The organism is Pseudomonas sp. T8, from assembly GCF_024610635.1.
In the GTDB taxonomy this organism is placed as follows: domain Bacteria; phylum Pseudomonadota; class Gammaproteobacteria; order Pseudomonadales; family Pseudomonadaceae; genus Aquipseudomonas; species Aquipseudomonas chlororaphis_I.
In genome coordinates, this window is record NZ_CP102374.1 from 6417767 (window position 1) to 6435287 (window position 17521).

At 61.2% G+C, this 17521-nt stretch carries 16 protein-coding genes, 2 tRNA genes and 1 rRNA gene; 8 read left to right on the forward strand and 11 right to left on the reverse strand.

Annotated elements, in window-relative coordinates; all coding sequences use genetic code 11:
* Positions 1-9 precede the first annotated feature (9 nt).
* The 3 genes from NRG23_RS29305 to soxR form a co-directional block, all read right to left on the reverse strand.
* Positions 10-1221: a PepSY domain-containing protein gene (locus tag NRG23_RS29305; protein ID WP_257373120.1), complete on the reverse strand. Its 1212-nt coding sequence runs from the start codon at positions 1219-1221 to the stop codon at positions 10-12.
* A 308-nt stretch (positions 1222-1529) separates the two neighbouring features.
* The gene (locus tag NRG23_RS29310; RefSeq protein ID WP_009050054.1) at positions 1530-1991 is read right to left on the reverse strand and encodes a VOC family protein; all 462 of its coding nucleotides are present in this window, start codon (positions 1989-1991) and stop codon (positions 1530-1532) included.
* 267 nt (positions 1992-2258) lie between these two features.
* A complete protein-coding gene (gene soxR, locus NRG23_RS29315) occupies positions 2259-2714 on the reverse strand; it encodes a redox-sensitive transcriptional activator SoxR (RefSeq protein ID WP_009050053.1) in 456 nt (151 codons plus the stop codon).
* Between the two features lie 118 nt (positions 2715-2832).
* Here soxR and NRG23_RS29320 point away from each other — a divergent pair, with 118 nt between their 5' ends.
* Positions 2833-3198, forward strand: a complete 366-nt coding sequence (locus tag NRG23_RS29320; protein WP_009050052.1) for an antibiotic biosynthesis monooxygenase — start codon at positions 2833-2835, stop codon at positions 3196-3198.
* On the opposite strand, the gene NRG23_RS29325 is transcribed toward NRG23_RS29320, so the two are convergent.
* From NRG23_RS29325 to msuE, 4 genes are all read right to left on the reverse strand, one after another.
* On the reverse strand, positions 3195-4301 hold the full coding sequence (locus NRG23_RS29325) for a sigma-54-dependent Fis family transcriptional regulator (protein WP_124301936.1): 1107 nt from the start codon (positions 4299-4301) through the stop codon (positions 3195-3197). The genes NRG23_RS29320 and NRG23_RS29325 overlap by 4 nt on opposite strands.
* A 23-nt stretch (positions 4302-4324) precedes the next feature.
* The gene (locus NRG23_RS29330; protein ID WP_110175666.1) at positions 4325-5512 is read right to left on the reverse strand and encodes an acyl-CoA dehydrogenase family protein; all 1188 of its coding nucleotides are present in this window, start codon (positions 5510-5512) and stop codon (positions 4325-4327) included.
* Positions 5513-5675: 163 nt separating this feature from the next.
* Entirely contained in the window at positions 5676-6824 is a 1149-nt protein-coding gene (gene ssuD, locus NRG23_RS29335) for an FMNH2-dependent alkanesulfonate monooxygenase (protein ID WP_257373121.1), read from the reverse strand.
* Positions 6825-6833: 9 nt separating this feature from the next.
* Positions 6834-7397, reverse strand: coding sequence for an FMN reductase (gene msuE, locus NRG23_RS29340; protein ID WP_257373122.1), 564 nt, complete (start codon positions 7395-7397; stop codon positions 6834-6836).
* A gap of 402 nt (positions 7398-7799) precedes the next feature.
* Here msuE and NRG23_RS29345 point away from each other — a divergent pair, with 402 nt between their 5' ends.
* The 3 genes from NRG23_RS29345 (at position 7800) to NRG23_RS29355 (ending at position 11420) form a co-directional block, all read left to right on the forward strand.
* Positions 7800-8066, forward strand: a complete 267-nt coding sequence (locus NRG23_RS29345; protein ID WP_009050047.1) for a hypothetical protein — start codon at positions 7800-7802, stop codon at positions 8064-8066.
* A 320-nt stretch (positions 8067-8386) separates the two neighbouring features.
* Positions 8387-9556: a cysteine desulfurase family protein gene (locus NRG23_RS29350; protein WP_009050046.1), complete on the forward strand. Its 1170-nt coding sequence runs from the start codon at positions 8387-8389 to the stop codon at positions 9554-9556.
* A gap of 55 nt (positions 9557-9611) precedes the next feature.
* Positions 9612-11420 (forward strand): aminopeptidase P family protein, encoded by a 1809-nt coding sequence (locus NRG23_RS29355; protein WP_257373123.1) that lies wholly within the window; start codon positions 9612-9614, stop codon positions 11418-11420.
* A 69-nt stretch (positions 11421-11489) separates the two neighbouring features.
* Here the strand turns inward: NRG23_RS29355 and NRG23_RS29360 are convergent, their stop codons facing one another.
* Both NRG23_RS29360 and NRG23_RS29365 read right to left on the reverse strand, forming a co-directional pair.
* On the reverse strand, positions 11490-12080 hold the full coding sequence (locus tag NRG23_RS29360) for a 2-hydroxychromene-2-carboxylate isomerase (RefSeq protein WP_009050044.1): 591 nt from the start codon (positions 12078-12080) through the stop codon (positions 11490-11492).
* A gap of 37 nt (positions 12081-12117) precedes the next feature.
* The gene (locus NRG23_RS29365) at positions 12118-12858 is read right to left on the reverse strand and encodes an SDR family oxidoreductase (RefSeq protein ID WP_009050043.1); all 741 of its coding nucleotides are present in this window, start codon (positions 12856-12858) and stop codon (positions 12118-12120) included.
* A 93-nt stretch (positions 12859-12951) separates the two neighbouring features.
* On the opposite strand from NRG23_RS29365, the gene NRG23_RS29370 reads away from it, so the two are divergent.
* On the forward strand, positions 12952-13521 hold the full coding sequence (locus NRG23_RS29370) for a TetR/AcrR family transcriptional regulator (protein WP_009050042.1): 570 nt from the start codon (positions 12952-12954) through the stop codon (positions 13519-13521).
* 11 nt (positions 13522-13532) lie between these two features.
* Here the strand turns inward: NRG23_RS29370 and NRG23_RS29375 are convergent, their stop codons facing one another.
* Both NRG23_RS29375 and rhtA read right to left on the reverse strand, forming a co-directional pair.
* Positions 13533-13814 carry a hypothetical protein gene (locus tag NRG23_RS29375; protein ID WP_009050041.1) on the reverse strand — a complete coding sequence of 94 codons (282 nt, stop codon included), beginning with the start codon at positions 13812-13814 and terminating at the stop codon, positions 13533-13535.
* 169 nt (positions 13815-13983) lie between these two features.
* On the reverse strand, positions 13984-14871 hold the full coding sequence (gene rhtA, locus NRG23_RS29380) for a threonine/homoserine exporter RhtA (RefSeq protein WP_257373124.1): 888 nt from the start codon (positions 14869-14871) through the stop codon (positions 13984-13986).
* 703 nt (positions 14872-15574) lie between these two features.
* Here rhtA and NRG23_RS29385 point away from each other — a divergent pair.
* The 3 genes from NRG23_RS29385 (at position 15575) to NRG23_RS29395 (ending at position 17355) form a co-directional block, all read left to right on the forward strand.
* Positions 15575-17111 (forward strand): 16S ribosomal RNA (locus NRG23_RS29385).
* Positions 17112-17176: 65 nt separating this feature from the next.
* Positions 17177-17253: transfer RNA gene (locus NRG23_RS29390), tRNA-Ile, on the forward strand.
* Between the two features lie 26 nt (positions 17254-17279).
* Positions 17280-17355, forward strand: a tRNA-Ala gene (locus NRG23_RS29395).
* Positions 17356-17521: the final 166 nt, after the last annotated feature.

Consider the following 17521-nt stretch of genomic DNA (forward strand, 5'->3'; position numbering starts at 1 on the left):
CTGTCTTGCTCACAGGTTGCCCTCCGGCGTGTCGCTGTGCAGGGCCGCAATCGGGCGCGGGGCGAGGGCGGGGCGCGGCGTCTTGGTGCTGCGCTTGAGGGCCGCGGCGGTGGCCAGGGCAGTGCGTTTGGTCCAGATCAGCAGGCCGCTGAGCACCATCATGCTCAGCAGCAGGCCGAAGAAGAACCAGATCAGCTTGATCCAGAGGCCGCCGAAGTCACCGGTGTGCAGCGGGCGCATGGACTCGGTGACGAACTCCAGGGCCGAGCGATGGGACAGCAGGTGCGCGGTATCCACCGAGCCGCTGTAAGGGTTGAGGTTGGCGGTCTGGTACATCAGCGGGTACCAGCCGCGGCCGCCGATGAACATATGGCTGTAGGCGTTGCTCGGCAGCATGACGAAGCCGACCTCGAAGCCCGAGATCTGCTGGGTGGCGATGCGGATGGCTTCATCGACGCCGATCATCGGCGTCGGGCTGCCGTCGGCCGAGGTCGGCACGTTTTCGCGGGCGATCACCGGCACTATGGGTTCGCTGGAAATGGTGATCTGGTTGTCGCTGAGGATTGCCTCGATCAGGAACCAGGTGCCGGTGATGGAGATCACCGCGATAAACCAGATCGACCAGATGCCGCTCAGGCGATGGAAATCGCCCCAGAAAATCCGCGCGCCATGGCGCAGGCGTAGGGTCGGCTTGAGAAAGCCCTTCCAGAACTTCTTGTAGACCACCAGGCCCGTGACCAGCGACGCCAGCATCGGCAGGCCGAGCAGCGATACCAGGTACCAGCCCCAGCTGTAGCCATTGGTGAACGGCACCAGCCACCAGCCGTGCAGGGCGCGGGTGAAGGCCTGGAAGTTGAACGGCGGGCTGACACCCTGGATCACGCCGGTGTACGGATTGACATAGACCTCGACAGAACGGCCATCGGGGTAGCTGACGCCCACGGTCAGGGCGAAATGCGCTTCGTCGGGGGTGTTGATGCTTTCGACCAGGGTCTGCGGTTCGGCCTGCTTGATGGCCTTGACGATCTGGTCGTAGCTCAGCGGCTGGGCATCGCCTGTGGGTTTGCTGGCGCGGATGTCGGGGTTGGCCAGCCAGACGATTTCCTGGCTGACCACGGCCAGGGTGCCGGTGACGCAAACGATCAGCACAAAGAACCAGATGGGCAGCGCCAGCCAGCTGTGAACGAGAAACCAGATTTTCGAGCGGGACTTCTTCGACATTGAGCACGCGTCTTGATTCGAGGAGTGGAGTTGCGGGGCGTTTGCCGAGCCCGGAGATAAACCCGCGGCGTAGCCTTCGCCAACGCGACCTGCTGCATCTAATTAAGACGAATGAGAATCGTAAATCCCGAAAGACGATATGAAAGTAAATGTTTCCGCGCGACCAATGGCGTGCAAAAGGCCGGTGCTGTGGGGCGTTGAGGGCGCTATCGCGGGCAAGCCTCGCTCCTACAAGGGAACGCGCATCTGTAGGCGCGAGCGGGCGGCGATCCGACTGGCCCGCGATCAGCGGTTTACAGGCTCAGGGCTTATCCCTGCTGTTTAAACATCTCCACGGCCCGCTGCTTGATCTGCTCTTCGCTCAGGTCTTCCTTGCGGGTGGCGAGAAACCACAGGTGGCCGAACGGGTCTTTGAGGGTGCCGCTGCGGTCGCCATAGAACTGGTCCTTGACCTCGGACACCACCTGGCCACCGGCGGCGATGGCCTGGGCGAACTGTTTGTCGACATCGTTGACGTACAGGTGCAGGCCGACCGAAGGCGATTGGTCGGGATTGCTCAATGGCCCTTGGTCGCAGGGCGTTCCCAGCATGATCGGGCAGTCGCCGATGCGCAGCTCGGCATGGCCGACACTGCCGTCGGGCATGTCCAGGCGCATGACCTGGGTGGCGCCGAAGGCATTCTTGTAGAACTCGATAGCCTCGGCAGCCTGCGTGATCCCCAGGTAGGGCGTGATGCTGGGGTAACCCTCGGGGATGGGTTTGACGCTCATCTCGGTTCTCCTTTCTTGTCTGGGTGTTCGTCGAAGTGAACCTGGCCGGTTTTCCGGTCGGTTCACTATAGGCCCGGGGAATCCACAGCCTGGTTTGAACTGACGAGGTGTTCGCCAGGCAACAGTGAGCCTGCGATCAGGGGAAGAGGTGTCGCCGCTGCCGCAGGCCGCGATCGGGCTGGATGGCATTCCGACGTTTGACTTGAAAAGACGCCAGCAGTGGCCGCTCCACCGATTGCCGGCTGGGGAAACCGCTGCGCCGTCCGCTCAGTCGGTTTCCAGCAATTGCGCGCCCGGGCCGTGTTCGCCCAGCTGGTCGCCCTGGTTGCGCAGCGGGCAGTCTTGCATCGACAGGCAGCCGCAGCCGATGCAGCCATTGAGGCGGTCGCGCAGCAGGGTCAGCTGCTTGATCCGCTCATCCAGCTCATGGCTCCACTGTTCGGACAGCCGCTTCCAATCGGCGGCCGTCGGTGCGCGGTGGTCCGGCAGGCTGCGCAGGGCCTGGCCGATCTCGGCCAGGGGAATGCCCAGGCGCTGCGCCACCTTGATCAGCGCCACCCGGCGCAGCACTTCCCGCGGATAGCGGCGCTGGTTGCCGGCGTTGCGGTTGCTCTTGATCAGCCCCTTGGTTTCATAGAAATGCAGCGCGGTGACCGCTACGCCACTGCGGGCGGCCACTTGGCCGACGGTGAGTTCCTTGTGCACGGTTTCGGGGGTGAGCATGCAGCACTCCTGCGGGTGGGGAATGAGCAAAAGTCGCTTGACCTTTACTTAACTGGAGGTTTTACCCTGCAGGCCTTCGAATCACAAGATTCCGTTTATCCGTCAGTAGGGACTTGCCATGCACGCGTTTGCGCAAAACCGCAGCTTTACGCAATTGATCGAATTCGAAATCGAACCCCATCAACAATCCGCCCTGGTGTCGGCGCTGTCCGAGCAGACCGAACGCCTGGCCCAGGGTTACCCGGGGTTCCTGAGTGGCAGCGTGCAGGCCAGCGAAGACGGCCGGCGGGTGCTCAACTACCTGCAATGGCAAACCCGGGAAGCTGGCGAAGCGGCCTTCCAGAGTTTCGAGAAGGGCGAACAGGACTTCTGGCAACTGATGCGCGCCTATCAGGCCAAGACCGTGACCTTCGGCTCGTTCCAGGTGGTGCGCAGCATCGAGCGCAGCCCGGATAACGCGCTGCATTGCCGTTTGGCCAGCTAGATCGACAGTTGCAGGGTGCGTTCGTGCTGGTCGGGTTTTTCCGGCAGACGGCGCTTGTTCACCGCCAATTCGCCGATCTTGATCAGCCGGGTTCGGGTGACGTTGCGGCTCAGGCCCAGCAGGTTGGCGGTGTGCACCTGGTTGTAGTGGCTGAAACGGTAGGCCGCGCGCAGCAGCGCATCCTCGACCTTTTCATGCAGGGCGCCGGCCTGTTCTTCGAAGAGTTTGTGAAAGGCCCGCTCCAGCAGGGCTTCGGCTGAGTCGTCGTGGCTGTGGTGGCTGTCGTCCTGGCGCTCGATGCGCATGTTCGACAGGCGCAGGTCGTCGCGCTCGATCACGCCGTCGCGGCAGATCAGCAGGGTGTGGTGGATGACGTTTTCCAGTTCGCGGATATTGCCCGGCCAGCTGTAGCTGCGCAGCTTGTGCTCGGCCTCGCTGCTGATGGTCACGGCGCCGTAGCCCAGGCGCTGGCTGTAGGCTTCGATGAAGTGCCGGGTCAGCGGCAGGATGTCGCCGGGACGTTCGCGCAGCGGGCTCAGTTCCAGGCTGACCACGTCGAGGCGGTAGTACAGGTCCTCGCGGAAATGCCCGGCGTTGATGGCTTTCTCCAGTTGCACGTTGGTCGCCGCCAGCACCCGCACATCGATGGGAATGCTTTTGCGCGAACCCAGGCGCACCACTTCGCGCTCCTGCAACACCCGCAGCAATTTCACCTGGATCGCCATCGGCAGGTCGCCGATCTCATCGAGGAACAGAGTCCCGCCATTGGCTTCTTCGAACCAGCCGGCCTTGGCGCTCAGGGCCCCGGTGAAGGCGCCTTTTTCATGGCCGAACAGCTCGGCCTCCACCAGCGACTCGGAGAACGCGCCGCAGTTCACCGCCACGAACGGCCGGTTGCGCCGGGCGCTGAGGTTGTGGATATGGCGCGCCACCAGCTCCTTGCCGGTACCGGTCTCGCCGATGATCAGCACACTGGCCTCGCTCGGCGCGACCTGCTGCAGATGCGCCAGCAAGGCCTGGGATTTCGGGTCTTCGAATACCTGGGCGGTGGCCCGGATCGAGGTGGCCAGGGCGGGCGAGGGCGGTAAGGTCAAAAGCTGCATGGACAAGCTCCGGGAACAGAAGGCTAGGAATAGAAAGTCGGGGTCGGCAGGGACTGGTTCAGGGCCCAGTCGCCCAACTCATGGAGTTTGTAATCCACCGGGTCGTGCAGGGTTTGCGTGCGCAGGTTGCGCCAATGCCGGTCCAGGCGCAGGGAGGCGTGGGTGGAGCGGGCGCCGGTGACCTCGAACAGGCGGCTGCACAGTTCCAGGCCCTGGCGCGTGGTGGCGACCTTGGCGGTGGCGATGGCCGTGGCCAGGTGGCCGCGTTCTTCGGCGCTCAGGTTCGGCCCCTTGGCCCAGGCCTTGTCCAGCAGCTCCGCGGCGCGCTCCACCAATAGGCGCATGCCTTCCAGGGCCACCCAGAAATCACCGTAATGGCCCAGTACGTAAGGGTCCTGATAGGCCTCCTGTGCGCTGGACTTATGCCAGGGCCGGGTTTCGCTGAGGGTGTACTGGCGGGCTTCTTCAAAGGCGCCTTCGGCGATGCCGAGGAACATGTGGGTGAAGGTCAACTGAGCGATCAGTGGGCGCAGACAGGCAAAGGGCGTGCTCAAGGGGCCCGGGTCCAGCAGCAGCTCCGATTCCTCGACCCGCACCCGCTCGAAGCTGGCGCTGCCGCTGTCGGTCTGGCGCTGGCCCATGTTGTTCCAGTCGTTGTGCAGGGTGATGCCGCTGCGGCCGCTGGGGATGGCGGCGATCAACAGCTTGCCGCCGTTGCTTTCGTCGACCGCCGAGGCGATGAGCATTTCCGAATCGCTGGCGCCGGAGCAGAAGCTCTTCTTGCCGGAGAACTCGCGCCAGCCGCCGAGGTTCTTCACCACGGTACGGGTGTCCAGCGGGTTGAGGGCGTTGCCCCAGAACCAGTTCTTGCGCGCGGTCTGTTCGAACCAGGGTTGCCATTGTTCCGGGCGGGCGAACAGGCGCACGGTGGCCAGCATCAGGTGATGGAAACCGAAGACGTGGGCGATGGAACTGTCGACCTTGGCGAACTCGCGGACGATGTTCAGGGTCTCGCTCCAGCTGGCGCCGAGGCCGCCGTACAGGGTGGGAATGCTCAGGGCCAGCAGGCCGCTCTGGCGCAGGGCGTCGCGCTGGGCTTTCGGGGTTCCGCCGCGTTCGTCGCGTTCGACGGCGGTCAGGGCAAACTCGGCCGCCAGCTGGCGGGCGGTCTGCAAAGGGGACAACAGGGCGCTTTGCGGCTTGGCAGTCACGCGGTGTTCCTCGTTCGGGGCCGGTTGTTGGGCCGTGAAATCGGTGGGCTATCAGGGAGAGCGAGCAAGCCGCAGGTGGCTTCTGTAGGAGCAGGGGGGACGCCCAGTTCTTGCCCGCGATAGCGTTCTGTCGGGCGACCCGGGCAGCAGGCCGCCACGGCCATCAGCCTCCAGCCACTTTCGCCGGCAGCACATCATTGGCAATCATTTCGCCGAACGGCCCGGTGAGGTTGGTCACGCCGCGTCCGGCCAGGCTCGCATAGGGTTCCGGCAGCAGCGGGAACACCAGTTCGGCAAAGCGATAGGCTTCTTCCAGGTGCGGGTAGCCGGAGAAAATGAAGCTCTCGATCCCCAGGTCCGCGTATTCCTTGATCCGCGCCGCGACCTGCTCGGGATTGCCCACCAGCGCGGTGCCGGCACCGCCACGCACCAGGCCGACGCCGGCCCAGAGGTTGGGGGCGATTTCCAGGTTGTCGCGCCGCCCGTCGTGCAGGGCGGCCATGCGCCGTTGGCCCTCGGAGTCGAAACGCGAGAAGGATTGCTGCGCGGCGGCGATGGTCTCGTCGCTGATGTGTTCGATCAACTTGTCCGCGGCCTTCCAGGCCTCTTCCGCGGTTTCGCGCACGATCACATGCAGGCGGATGCCGAACTTCACCGTGCGGCCATGGCGGGCGGCCCGCGCACGCACATCGGCGAGTTTCGCGGCGACCGCGGCCGGCGGTTCGCCCCAGGTCAGGTAGACATCTACCTGTTCGGCGGCGAGGTCATGGGCGGCGTCCGAGGAACCGCCGAAATACAGCGGCGGGTAGGGCTTCTGCACCGGTGGGTAGAGGGCCTTGGCGTTCTGCACATGCAGGTGCTTGCCTTCGAAATCCACGGCTTCGCCTTGCAGCACGCGGCGCCAGATCCTCAGGAATTCGTCGGTGACTTCATAACGCTCGCTGTGGCTGAGGAAACTGCCGTCGCCACGGTTCTCGTCGGGGTCGCCGCCGGTCACCACGTTGATCAGCAGGCGGCCGTTGGACAGCCGGTCGAGAGTGGCGGCCATGCGCGCCGAGACGGTCGGCGAGATGATTCCCGGACGGATCGCCACCAGGTAGCGCAGGCGTTCGGTCAGGGGCACCAGCGCCGAGGCGATCACCCAGGAGTCTTCGCACGAGCGGCCGGTGGGGATCAGTACGCCGTGATAACCCAGGCTGTCCGCGGCCTGGGCCACTTGTTTGAGGTAGTTGAGGGTGACCGGACGCGCGCCCTGGGTGGTGCCCAGGTAATGGCCGTCGCCGTGAGTCGGAAGAAACCAGAAAACGTCCATGACAGGTCCTTAAGCGATTTTCAGCAGATTTTTCGGATGCACGCCGAACAGGGGCGCGGCGCGTTCTGCCGCAAGGCGAATGCGGGCCTTCAAGGGCTCGCTGGTTATCTGGTAGTTGGCGAAGTCGGCCTCGGTGGCATAGACCCCGATGGGCAGGGTCAGGGCCTGGAAGAAACTGAACAGCGGCCGCAGCTGGTGATCCAGCACCAGGGCGTGACGCTCGCTGCCTCCGGTGGCGGCCAGCAGCACCGGGGTATTGATCAGGGCGTTGAGGTCGATCAGGTCGAACAGGTGCTTGAGCAGGCCCGGGTAGGAGCCTCGATACACGGGCGCTGCGACGATCAGCAGGCCGGCGCTTTCGATGGCCTGCAACTCGGCTTCGACTTCCGCCGCCAGTTCCTGGCGGGACAGGGCCGCGCCCAATGGGCGGGCGATGTCGCCCAGTTCGATGAGCTTGCTCTCGATCGGCAATTGCCCTGCCAGTTCGGCGAGCAGCGCTTGGGTCAGCACCAGGGTGCGCGAGGGGCGCCAGGTTCCACCGGACAGGGCAACGACTTTTAATGGACGCGACATGATCAGTTCCTTTGTTGAACAGGGCTCAACGAGCAGTGAGTAGTCCCAGGGCTTGAGCAAGAGCTGTACCAGCGGGGCAAAGCCTTGAGTGGCGGGGCTCGTGGCGCTGTTGCAGGATCAGGCTGTTGTTGAGAAGACACTGTTTTGTTGATTGGCTGTTGCCTGGCGAACAGTTGCCCAGGCAACAGCAGGCGGCGCGATGGGCCTGTTATAAAGGCTTACTGATATTCCTAAAAAATACTTTATTTCCATATTTATAGGTCTTTTGGAAATAAGAGAGGGCGCTATGGGCTGCGATAGGGGGAATCGATAGCCACTATCGAGCGTGATGATTTCTGCCCCGGGAAGGGCGACGGTAGCCTGTGTCCATTGCCTCGCAGACCAGATCCAGGAGCCTTTGCCATGAACCGTTCGCTCGTCTTATCCCTGCTTGTCGTCACCTCGGTCCTGGCCGGTTGTGCCAGCCAGCCGGGTCCGGAATCGCGCCCTTATACCGCCGAGGAAACTCGCGAACTGGCGCTGGAAGCCCTGAACCGGCGCGGGCTGTCCTTTGACGAATACCAGCAGAAGAAGGCCGAGCTGCTTGCCCCGCAACGGACCTTCGGTTTCGACCAGCAGGGCGAAATGAACGCCGAACACAGCGTGACCCTGCATGGCCGTGCCAGCTGATTTGTCGATCTTCCGTGGCCTTGCCCGCAGAGGCTGACGGACTGCCGGTGACAGTCGGCAAAACCCTGTGATGATTTTTCCGCGTCCTGCCGTGTTCTTCGGCCCCTTGGCCGAACCTCGCTTAACCCGGCTCCCGGAGCCTGTTAAGCTGCCCCTCGGGAGCGTTCCTACGCACTTTTAAATGAAGTTGTCCTTCTTTAACTGCATCCGATCGGGTATTGCTGACGGTCTGCCGTTTTTGCGTTGCCGAAAGGGCGCGTATCAGCGTTCGGCACCGAGCGAACCTTGATCCTGGAACAGGCTCTGCGGGTATTTTTGCGATGAATAAACGTCCTCTCTATTTCGACTACGCCGCCACCACGCCGGTGGATGAGCGAGTCATTCAGGTGATGGTGGAATGCCTGGGGTTCAACGGTAATTTCGGCAACCCGGCGTCCAGTTCCCATGCCTTCGGCCAACAGGCCCGGCGCAGCGTCGAGCTGGCGCGGCAGCAGGTCGCCCAACTGGTGGGGGCGGCGCCCGAGCAGATCGTCTGGACCTCCGGCGCCACCGAATCCAACAACCTGGCGCTCAAGGGCGTGGCTCAGGCCCGGGGCGTATCCGGCGGGCACATCATCACCAGCCAGATCGAACACAAGGCCATTCTCGATACCGCCAGCCAGCTGCAGGCTGCCGGCGTGGCAGTGACTTACCTGGTGCCGGACCGCGACGGGCTGATCACGCCCGAGGCGGTTAGCGAAGCCCTGCGCGACGACACCTTCCTGGTGTCGCTGATGCTGGTCAATAACGAGCTGGGTACGGTCAACGATATCCCGGGCATTGGCCGCGTGGTCCGCGAGCGCGGTGCGCTGCTGCATGTCGACGCGGCCCAGGGCGCGGGCAAGGTGGCGATCGACCTGGCGCAGTGGCCGGTGGACCTGATGTCCTTTTCCGCCCACAAGATTTACGGCCCCAAGGGCATCGGCGCGCTTTACGTCGGCCCTCGCGCGCAGCAGCGCTTGCAGGCGCAGATCCACGGCGGCGGCCATGAGGGCGGCTTGCGCTCCGGGACGCTCGCGACCCATCAGATTGCCGCCATGGGCGCCGCCTTTGCCCTGGCAGCCGAGCATTTCGACGAAGAAGCGGCGACCATCGCCCGTCTGCGCGAACGCCTGCTCGAACAGCTGGCCGACCTGCCGGGGCTGCGCCTGAACGGCAGCCCGGCCCAACGCATTCCCCATACCTTGAGCCTTACCTTTGGTGAAGGGGAGTTCAATCCGGCGGCCCTGAGTGCCTCCATCGCGTTTTCCGCGACCTCGGCCTGCAACTCGGCGAGCAATGCGCCGTCCCATGTGTTGCTGGCGCTGGGGCTCGACGCCCGGACGGCGGGGCGGACCATCCGCCTGAGCCTGGGCCGCTTCACCACCGAGCAGGACATCGATCAGGCCGTCCAACTGATCAAGGCTTCATCCGCCAGTGCACCGGCGTTCTGGGCGGTTGCCCAACCCTGAGGGCTTATGCCCTCGGTATCCAATAACAATGATTCACCTGGTAGCAGGAGACACAATGAGTACGCAGCCCTTGACCAATGGAGTGGTCCCCCAGCGCCTGGCGCGCACCCGTGAGCTGATGAGCCGCGAGGGCATTCATGCCCTGCTGGTGCCGTCGGCCGACCCGCACCTGTCGGAGTACCTGCCGGGTTACTGGCAAGGCCGGCAGTGGCTGTCGGGCTTTCACGGTTCGGTCGGCACCCTGATCGTCACGGCGGATTTCGCCGGGGTCTGGGCCGATAGCCGTTATTGGGAGCAGGCGACCAAGGAGCTCAAGGGCAGCGGTATCGAACTGGTCAAACTGTTGCCGGGTCAGCCCGGTCCGCTGGACTGGCTGGCCGAGCAGACCCCGGAAGGGGGCGTGGTCGCGGTCGACGGCGCGGTGATGGCGGTGGCTTCGGCGCGTACCCTGGGCAACAAGCTGCAGGAACGTGGCGCTCGCCTGCGCACCGATATCGATCTGCTGAACGAAGTCTGGAGCGACCGTCCGAGCCTGCCGGATCAGCCGATCTATCAGCATTTGCCACCCCAGGCCACGGTCAGCCGGGTCGAGAAGCTCGGCAAGTTGCGCGAAACCCTGAAAGAGCGAGGCGCGGACTGGCATTTCATCGCCACCCTCGACGACATCGCCTGGTTGTTCAACCTGCGCGGCGGTGACGTCTCGTTCAACCCGGTATTCGTCTCCTTCGCCCTGATCAGCCAGCAGCAGGCGACGTTGTTTGTGGCGCTGAGCAAGGTCGATAACGCTTTGCGTGCCGTGCTGGAACAGGATGGCGTCACCCTGCGTGACTACAGCGAAGTGGCCGCGGCCCTCAGCGCGATCCCCGACGGCGCCAGCCTGCTGGTGGATCCGGCGCGGGTCACTGCCGGTTTGCTGGATAACCTCGGTAGCGGCGTGAAGCTGCTGGAAGGCCTGAACCCGACGACATTGGCCAAGTCCCAGAAGAGCCTGGCTGATGCCGAGCATATCCGTCAGGCCATGGAGCAGGATGGCGCCGCGCTCTGCGAGTTTTTCGCCTGGCTGGAGTCGGCCTGGGACCGTGAACGCATCACCGAGCTGACGATCGACGAGCACCTGACCGCGGCCCGCACCCGTCGCCCCGGCTACGTGTCCCTGAGTTTCAACACCATCGCCGCGTTCAACGCCAATGGCGCGATGCCGCATTACCACGCCACCGAAGAAGAGCACGCGGTGATCGAAGGCGATGGCCTGCTGCTGATCGACTCCGGTGGCCAATACCTGGGCGGCACCACGGACATCACCCGCATGGTCCCGGTCGGCACCCCGAGCGCCGAGCAGAAACGCGATTGCACGCGGGTGCTCAAAGGCGTGATCGCCTTGTCCCGGGCGCACTTCCCGCGGGGCACCCTGTCGCCGCTGCTGGACGCCATCGCCCGCGCGCCGATCTGGGCCGAGGGCGTGGACTATGGGCACGGCACCGGCCATGGCGTGGGGTACTTCCTCAATGTCCACGAAGGCCCGCAAGTGATCGCCTATCAGGCGGCGCCGGCACCGCAAACCGCGATGCAGCCAGGGATGATCACCTCGATCGAGCCGGGAACCTATCGTCCGGGCCGTTGGGGCGTGCGCATCGAAAACCTGGCGATGAACCGTGAGGCGGGCACCACTGAATTCGGCGAGTTCCTCAAGTTCGAAACCCTGACCCTGTGCCCGATCGACAGCCGCTGCCTGGAGCCTTCGCTGCTGACCCAGGACGAGCGTGAGTGGCTCAACGCCTACCACGCCGAAGTGCGTCGGCGCCTGAGCCCGCTGCTGCAAGGCGCGGCGCTGGAATGGCTGAATACCCGTACCGCAACTATCTGAACGTTAATCGCGCTGCCGGCTTTGGGCTGGCAGCGCGAATGGCGTTGCTCGTCATATCGACGTCTTGGCTTAACTCAAGGCTTCGAGGACAAAGTCCAGGCGATCCTGGCCGAAAAACAGCTGGTTATCGACGAACATGCTCGGCGCGCCAAACACGCCGCGCTGCAAGGCTTGTTCGGTCTTGTCCTTGAGGGCGTTCTTGACCTCTTCATCGTTGGTCAGGGCCAGCACCTCCAGCGGATCGAATCCCCCCTCACTGAGTACCGCCGCCACGGTGGCCTGATCATTCAGGTTGCGCTTCTCGACCCAGAGTGCGCGAAACAGGCAGTCGATAAAGGCAACAAAGCGCTGCGGGTGTCGCAGTTGCATGCCGGTCACCGCGCGCATCAGCAGCAGGGTGTTGATCGGGAAGTGCGGGTTGAATGCCAATGGCACCTCATAGCGTCTGGCATAACGCGCCAGGTCCTGAAGCATGTAGCGTCCCTTGGCGGGGATGCTGATTGGCGAGGCGTTGCCAGTGACCTTGAATACGCCACCGAGCAACATGGGTTGGTAAATCAGTTGGCTGCCCGTCTGGGCACAGATCTTCGGCAGTTGGGTGTAGGCCAGGTACGAGGTCGGGCTGCCCAGGTCGAAAAAGAACTCGACGGTTTTGCTCATCGGTAATGCTCCTTTTTTGTTGTTGTGGAGGAGGGGGCTACCAGCGTTCGTTCCAGGGCCGCAGATCCAGTTCGAAGGTCCAGGCATCCCGTGGCTGGCTGTGCAGATGCCAGTAGTTGTCGGCGATGTGCTCGGGGTTGAGGATGCCGTCTTCATCCTTGAGCGCGTACTTTTCCGGGAAACTGTTGCGGATAAAGTCAGTGTCGATGGCGCCATCGACCACCACGTGAGCGACGTGGATGTTCAGCGGTCCCAGTTCCCGAGACATGCTTTGCGCCAGCGCGCGGATGCCATGCTTGGCTCCGGCGAAGGCGGCAAAACCCGCAGCGCCACGCAATCCCGCGGTGGCCCCGGTGAACAGGATGGTCCCGCGTTTGCGAGTGACCATGCGCTTGGCCACTTCCCGCGCATTGAGGAAACCCGAGAAGCAGGCCATCTCCCAGATCTTGAAGTACTTGCGCGCGGTTTCCTCGAGGATGCTGCACGGCACGTTGGCGCCGATATTGAACACCAGGGCTTCGATCGGGCCGATCTCGCTCTCGATCTGTTCGATCAAGGCAATCACTTCTTCCTCTTTTCGAGCGTCGCAGGCGAACCCGTGGGCTTCGCCTCCCGATTGCTGGATGGCCTCCACCAGTGGCTGCAACTTGTCCGCGCTGCGTCGGGTGACACAGGCCACAAGACCTTCCCGGGCAAAACGCTTGGCGATGGCACCGCCTGTGGCATCGCCGGCTCCGACGACCAAAACGACTTTCTTGTTCTCTGTAGCTGTAGTCATGGTGGGATCGCTCTATTGGTAAACGGTCGTTAACTAAACGAACGTTATGCTACGATTCGCCGAGCGTCAAGGCGAAGAAAGGAGAGGGGCGTCATGCGTTATTCAGCCAGTCACAAGCAGGAAACCAGGGAGCGGTTGCTGCAAAGCAGCGCCGTGTCAGCCAAAAAGGAAGGGTTTTCGACTGTAGGGGTCGATGGCCTGATGAAAGCGATCGGGCTGAGCGGCGGGGCGTTCTACAGCCACTTTTCGTCCAAGGATGAGCTGTTCGGTTCGATTGTCGAGCGGGAGCTGAGCCAGAGCCTTGAGCGCCTGGGCGCCGATGGCGAGCAAAGCCGGATGCGGCTTGAACGTTGCCTCAAGCACTACTTGAGCATGGCGCATGTCGAGAGCCCGGAAACGGGTTGTGCGCTGCCGACCTTGGGTGCGGAAATATCACGGGCGGACGAGGTGGTTCGACAGCAGGCGGAAGACTGGATTTGCCGCTTGCAGCAGAGCTGGGCGCACACCTTGGGCAGCGACAGCCTGGCCTGGTCGATCCTGTCGCAATGTGTAGGGGCGTTGGTGGTGGCGCGAATGTTGGTCAGTCCGGACATTCAGCGCCAGGTCCTGAAATCGAGCCATGACGAAATTGTTCGTCAGTTGCCAACGCAGGATGTGCAGTAGGCAGGTGCTGCCTACTTGCAGATGACGATCATGCTGCGGCTGGTGTAGCCGGCGGGGTTCAGGCCGAAGGGGTAATCGCCCGGATCCTCCACCGTATCGCCGGACTTGGCGATCACTTTGTAGCCTTTGGGGCCACAGGAGGTGGCAGCACTGGCGTAGCATTTGTCCCAGGAGGAGGACAGGCCGGAGCAGTTGATATGCAGGCCCTTCTTTCCGCGCTTGACCTCGGTTTTCGAAGTTGCGGCGCAACCTGCGATGGCAAGTACGGCTAACAGAATCAAAAAACGTTTCATTCCTGTCCCTATTGCTGATCCCGGATCTGTTGTCCGGGTTCGACTGCGTTAGCTGTCACTTTGGCGTCTGTGCGGTCCTTGCCCGAAAAATCCATGACTGGCGCTGAGTTACAGCGCCTAAACATGGCCTAATTGAGCGGCAAATGCCAGAGCTATGTACAACCGAGAATCAATCCGCCGCTACCAAAGGTTTCGATTCGCTGCGCATGGTCAGGGTCGCACCCACTGACGCCAGGATGATGCAGGCAATAGCCATCCATTGTGCGAGAGACAGGTATTCGTGGAGGAACAGCAGCCCGGACAAGGCACCGAAAGCGGGTTCGATACTCATCAGTGTGCCGAAGGTTCTCGCTGGCATTCGGGTCAGGGCGACCATCTCCAGGCTATAGGGAAGGGCGGTGGAGAGAATGGCCACTCCGATGGCGATGGGAATCAGGCTGGGGGTCAGCAAGGCAGCTCCGGCGTGCACGATACCGATAGGCGCAACGAACAAGGCGGCGATCATTACACCCAGCGCTGCGGTCTGGACGCCATTATCGGCTCCGGCCTTTTGCCCGAACAGAATATAGAGCGCCCAGCACACTCCGGCCCCCAAGGCATAACCTGCGCCGATCAGGTCGATGCCGGCGCTGGTATCGCTGGTAGGGATCAACAGCAGCAGGCCGATAACCGCCAGAAGGATCCAGAGAAAGTCGATGGCTTTTCGCGAAGCATAAATGGCCACGGCAAGCGGGCCGGTGAATTCCAGGGCGACGGCGATCCCCAGGGGAACGCTGCGTAGCGACATATAGAAGAGGAAGTTCATTCCACCCAGTGCCATCCCGTAAACGATGACCGTGCGCAGGGACTTGGCGGTGAGCTTCGCGCGCCACGGGCGCAATAGCAGCAGCATGATGATGCTGGCGAAGATCAGGCGCAGTGTGGTGGTGCCCTGCGCGCCCACGATCGGGAACATGCTTTTGGCCAGCGAGGCGCCGGACTGGATGGAGGCCATGGCAATAAGCAGCAGTCCCACCGGGAACAGGGTTGAGGTTAGGCTGCGGGGCTGGTCATTCATGGCAAGGCATCATCCGGTTTTATAAAGGGGGGGAGATTGAGTGCGCCGACATGATGCTCAACTAATAACGCATGAGCAATATATTGCTCATGGTGTTTCTGCTCTTCTTATATAGAGAAGGATTTATCTGTTTTTGCAGGTTATTGATAGAAAAGACAAATTAGGGGTTGACGGCAGATTCTGGAAGTCTATAATTCGCCCCACTTCCGGCGCAGTCGAAACGGAAAACTCCTTGAGATTCAATGAGTTACGCGGTTTTCGACAGCGGTTACGCTTCAGTTCATCGAAGCCCGAAGGAGTCGGTTCGGCAGTGTGTTTTCGCCGGATTGACGGTTCGATCTTCTCGGTCGAAAGCGGAGAAAAAGAGGTGTTGACAGCAGCGTGTAACGCTGTAGAATTCGCCTCCCGCTGACGAGAGATCGGAAGCGCAAGTGGTTGAAGTTGCAAAGGAAACTTTGAAAACTTCTTAAAATAACCGCTTGACAGATACGGAGGCTGCTGTAGAATGCGCGCCTCGGTTGAGACGAAAGACTTAACCAACCGCTCTTTAACAACTGAATCAAGCAATTCGTGTGGGTGCTTGTGGAGTCAGACTGATAGTCAGAAAGATTATCAGCATCACAAGTTACTCTGCGAGAAATCAAAGATGTAACCAACGATTGCTGAGCCAAGTTTAGGGTTTTCTCAAAACCCAAAGATGTTTGAACTGAAGAGTTTGATCATGGCTCAGATTGAACGCTGGCGGCAGGCCTAACACATGCAAGTCGAGCGGTAGAGAGAAGCTTGCTTCTCTTGAGAGCGGCGGACGGGTGAGTAATGCCTAGGAATCTGCCTGGTAGTGGGGGATAACGTTCGGAAACGGACGCTAATACCGCATACGTCCTACGGGAGAAAGCAGGGGACCTTCGGGCCTTGCGCTATCAGATGAGCCTAGGTCGGATTAGCTAGTTGGTGAGGTAATGGCTCACCAAGGCGACGATCCGTAACTGGTCTGAGAGGATGATCAGTCACACTGGAACTGAGACACGGTCCAGACTCCTACGGGAGGCAGCAGTGGGGAATATTGGACAATGGGCGAAAGCCTGATCCAGCCATGCCGCGTGTGTGAAGAAGGTCTTCGGATTGTAAAGCACTTTAAGTTGGGAGGAAGGGTACTTACCTAATACGTGAGTATTTTGACGTTACCGACAGAATAAGCACCGGCTAACTCTGTGCCAGCAGCCGCGGTAATACAGAGGGTGCAAGCGTTAATCGGAATTACTGGGCGTAAAGCGCGCGTAGGTGGTTCGTTAAGTTGGATGTGAAATCCCCGGGCTCAACCTGGGAACTGCATCCAAAACTGGCGAGCTAGAGTATGGTAGAGGGTGGTGGAATTTCCTGTGTAGCGGTGAAATGCGTAGATATAGGAAGGAACACCAGTGGCGAAGGCGACCACCTGGACTGATACTGACACTGAGGTGCGAAAGCGTGGGGAGCAAACAGGATTAGATACCCTGGTAGTCCACGCCGTAAACGATGTCAACTAGCCGTTGGGAGCCTTGAGCTCTTAGTGGCGCAGCTAACGCATTAAGTTGACCGCCTGGGGAGTACGGCCGCAAGGTTAAAACTCAAATGAATTGACGGGGGCCCGCACAAGCGGTGGAGCATGTGGTTTAATTCGAAGCAACGCGAAGAACCTTACCAGGCCTTGACATCCAATGAACTTTCCAGAGATGGATTGGTGCCTTCGGGAACATTGAGACAGGTGCTGCATGGCTGTCGTCAGCTCGTGTCGTGAGATGTTGGGTTAAGTCCCGTAACGAGCGCAACCCTTGTCCTTAGTTACCAGCACGTAATGGTGGGCACTCTAAGGAGACTGCCGGTGACAAACCGGAGGAAGGTGGGGATGACGTCAAGTCATCATGGCCCTTACGGCCTGGGCTACACACGTGCTACAATGGTCGGTACAGAGGGTTGCCAAGCCGCGAGGTGGAGCTAATCCCATAAAACCGATCGTAGTCCGGATCGCAGTCTGCAACTCGACTGCGTGAAGTCGGAATCGCTAGTAATCGCGAATCAGAATGTCGCGGTGAATACGTTCCCGGGCCTTGTACACACCGCCCGTCACACCATGGGAGTGGGTTGCACCAGAAGTAGCTAGTCTAACCTTCGGGAGGACGGTTACCACGGTGTGATTCATGACTGGGGTGAAGTCGTAACAAGGTAGCCGTAGGGGAACCTGCGGCTGGATCACCTCCTTAATCGACGACATCAGCTGCTTCATAAGCTCCCACACGAATTGCTTGATTCATTGAAGAAGACGATTGGGTCTGTAGCTCAGTTGGTTAGAGCGCACCCCTGATAAGGGTGAGGTCGGCAGTTCGAATCTGCCCAGACCCACCAATTACTGGTGCACCCTGTAGCGATACGGGGCCATAGCTCAGCTGGGAGAGCGCCTGCCTTGCACGCAGGAGGTCAGCGGTTCGATCCCGCTTGGCTCCACCATTACAGATTGGTGTCCATCGTTTAAAGCTTAGAAATGAGCATTCCGCTGATTGGCGATGAATGTTGATTTCTGATCTTTATCAGAATCGTTCTTTAAAAATTTGGGTATGTGATAGAAAGATAGACTGGATAGCACTTTCACTGGTGTTTATTCAGGCTAAGGTAA